Origin of the sequence: Mesorhizobium sp. M7A.F.Ca.US.005.03.2.1 (assembly GCF_003997795.1) — a bacterium.
Taxonomy (GTDB): domain Bacteria; phylum Pseudomonadota; class Alphaproteobacteria; order Rhizobiales; family Rhizobiaceae; genus Mesorhizobium; species Mesorhizobium ciceri.
The window spans coordinates 1-2,741 of record NZ_RZRP01000832.1 but is presented as its reverse complement, the minus strand read 5'-3'; the positions used below and the strand labels follow the sequence as shown (position 1 = coordinate 2,741).

The window sequence follows — 2,741 nt, the reverse complement described above, 5'->3', positions numbered from 1 at the left end:
GGCTTCCTGCCAGTCGGCCAGTTCCTCGCTCACCTCGAGCAGGTAGACGATGACGTCGACGCGGACAAAGCGATTGGCCAGCCGCTTCCAGTAGGAATAGGTGCCCGCCGGCTGCTTCAGCGTCTTGCCGAGCACGCCGGCTTCCTCCTGCGCCTCGATGGTGGCCGCCTTGCGTCCGCTCTTGCCCTTCATCGGCCAGCCCTTGGGGACGATGAAGCGCCTGGTGGTACGCGACGTGACCAGCATCACCTCGATATCGCCACGCGCGGTCAGCCGGAAGGGAATAGCCGCCACCTGGCGGATTCTCTCGCCCTTCTTTGCCTTGCGTACGGCCTTTTTCTTGGTGGCTGCCATTCGTCAATCCAGTCGATGCAATGCCGCATAGCGCGACAAGGCGTCGTTGCAAAACCAAAACTTTCGCATGTGCCAACGACACTCGAAATACATAAGTCGGCTAAATAAACGAAAAAGGCCTTGATGTCAGCGGCAATTGCTCACGGCGGTGGTGCCGATTATCTGGGTCTGGCAGCTTGGCTTGAGCTGCTGCACGACCGGTGGCGGTTGCTGAAAGATCTGGCGGTCCTGGGCGCGATTCTGCTGCTGTTGCTGTTGATATTGCTGCCGCTGTATCCTGTTTTGCAGGATTTGCAGGTCGTTCTGCCGGATCAGCGCATTGTTGCCGGTAGCGGGATTGAGCGCTTGCGCGGAAGCCGGCAGGCAAACGCCCGCCAGCACTGCCGTGGCCAGCATTGCCACTGTGAAGATCGTTGATGGCCGAAGTGCCGACATCCGTTCATTCCCGCGCAAAAACTCTGTCCTTTGATATAGGGCGTTTGCGCGTCGATGCCATGGCCAGCGGGTCGAGTATCACGAAATCGGGCGGTCCAATCGCTTTGTTCTGCGATTTCGGCCGCGAAACGGCAGATAGTCATCATATGATGACTATGAAACGTCGGTGGCTTTGGTCAGTGTTCCCCACGTAAATTTTTGGTTTCATCCGGCATAAGTTAATGTATTCTAATTGAGTCAGAGCTCCGCAAGTGGGAATACGGATGCCCTGTTTTAATGCATTGAACCTTATTGCACAGTGCCGGCATCCTTATTGCAATTGCATGAGCAGAGCATAGCGGTGGCGTCGGACTCAAGCAGGCATTGAGGCGCGCCCCCGTAAAATGGGGGGTAAGTGCATGGCTTTGTTCACAGAGCGCGTTGCCGTATTGTCGTGCGCATCGGCCGACGACGGTTCAGCCAAGGCATGTTCTGAGGAAGTTCTTCGTGATGCCGCGGCGACTCAGAAGGGTTTGCCCGGCCGGCCGAATCAATGTCTCGCCACTCTGCCCAAACGGATAGCTCGATTGCTTTGCGCTACGGCACTGGTGGGGCTGGTCTTTCCTTACGCTCAATCTCCGGTCCATGCGCAGCAATTGTCCATCAATACGGATGGTGCACCGGGCGACAATGGTGATGACGGAATCGGTACTGCTGACGCCGGAGATGGCCATTCGCCGGTGGCGCCGGCTACGGGAACGAATAGTGTCGGCCGCACGACCTCCGGGGAGGCCGCTTTCGTTGGCAGCGCCCGGGGTGGGCGCGGCGGCGATGGCGGCTCGGCTGTCCATGCAACAGCCGTCCCGCCTTTTGTGGAGATCAAGGGTGGTAAAGGCGGCGATGGCGCCAAGGGCGGAACCGTCGATATAACAAACAACGCATCTGGCGCCCTCGAAACATCGGGGGACAATGCTCCCGGCATATCGGGCGACGCCGGCGGTGGGGATGGTGGTAACGGCGCATGGGCATTCGCCATCGCGGTAGGCGGTAAGGGCGGCGTCGGCGGGCGGGGTGGCGATGGCGGCACGGCGACCGTGACCACTACGATCGAAAGCAATATCATCACGCACGGGGTCAATTCGAACGGCATCACCGTCAATTCCAGCGGAGGGCGCGGCGGCAATGGCGGCTTGGGCGCTGCGATCGGTGCCGGCAAGGGTGGCAATGGCGGCAATGGCGGTTTCGGCGGTGACGCGAAAGGCGATAATGCCGGCTCCATTTCCACGGACGGGGCTTTCTCGAAGGGTATGCTTGTGCGGTCGGCGGGCGGCGTTGCCGGTGATGGTGCGAGTGGTTTCGGTATCGTGGGTAACGGCGGCAATGGGGGCGTGCCGACAATCGGCGGCAATGCCGAGGGGATAAATTCCGGGACCATCACAACTCGGGGAGATTTTGCCAGCGGCATGGTCGTGCAGTCGGTGGGCGGTGGCGGCGGCGACGGCGGTGGCGGTCTAGGTCTGGTCGGCGGTGGCGGCGCGGGTACGGATGGCAATGACGGCCGGGCAGCCACGGGGACCAACACCGGCAACATCACCACCAGTGGCCTGGGCGCCATCGGCATGCTGGTCGAGTCGGTGGGCGGCGGCGGCGGCGATGGCGGCGGCGCCATCGGTCTCGTGTCGATCGGTGGCAAGGCAAGCGGTGGCGGCCAGGGCGATACGGCGACCGGCAATATTGGCGGCGTCATCAAGACCGGCGTCGATGGAAACGGCGGCGACGGCGCGCATGGCATTCTGATCCAGTCGGTCGGCGGTGGCGGCGGCAATGGCGGCTACGCCATCGGCGTAGCGCCTGCAATTTCGGTCGCCATCGGCGGTGGCGGCGGCACTGGCGGCAAGGGTGGCGTGGTCAACGTCAATCAGGCCGGCAACGGTGTGACCGTCGAGACGAACGGCCGTTCCGCTAGCGGCATC

Annotated in this window: 2 protein-coding genes and 1 pseudogene; 1 reads left to right on the top strand and 2 read right to left on the bottom strand. The window is 61.9% G+C overall.

What is annotated here, in order from left to right; translation table 11 throughout:
- Both EN991_RS31080 and EN991_RS31075 read right to left on the bottom strand, forming a co-directional pair.
- A partial coding sequence (locus EN991_RS31080; protein ID WP_164769491.1) for an NUDIX hydrolase occupies window positions 1-354 on the bottom strand: 354 nt, incomplete at its 3' end.
- Between the two features lie 126 nt (window positions 355-480).
- Window positions 481-789, bottom strand: a complete 309-nt coding sequence (locus EN991_RS31075; RefSeq protein WP_013529617.1) for a hypothetical protein — start codon at window positions 787-789, stop codon at window positions 481-483.
- Between the two features lie 635 nt (window positions 790-1,424).
- On the opposite strand from EN991_RS31075, the pseudogene EN991_RS31070 reads away from it, so the two are divergent.
- Window positions 1,425-2,741, top strand: a pseudogene (locus tag EN991_RS31070) (autotransporter outer membrane beta-barrel domain-containing protein); the annotation flags it as partial.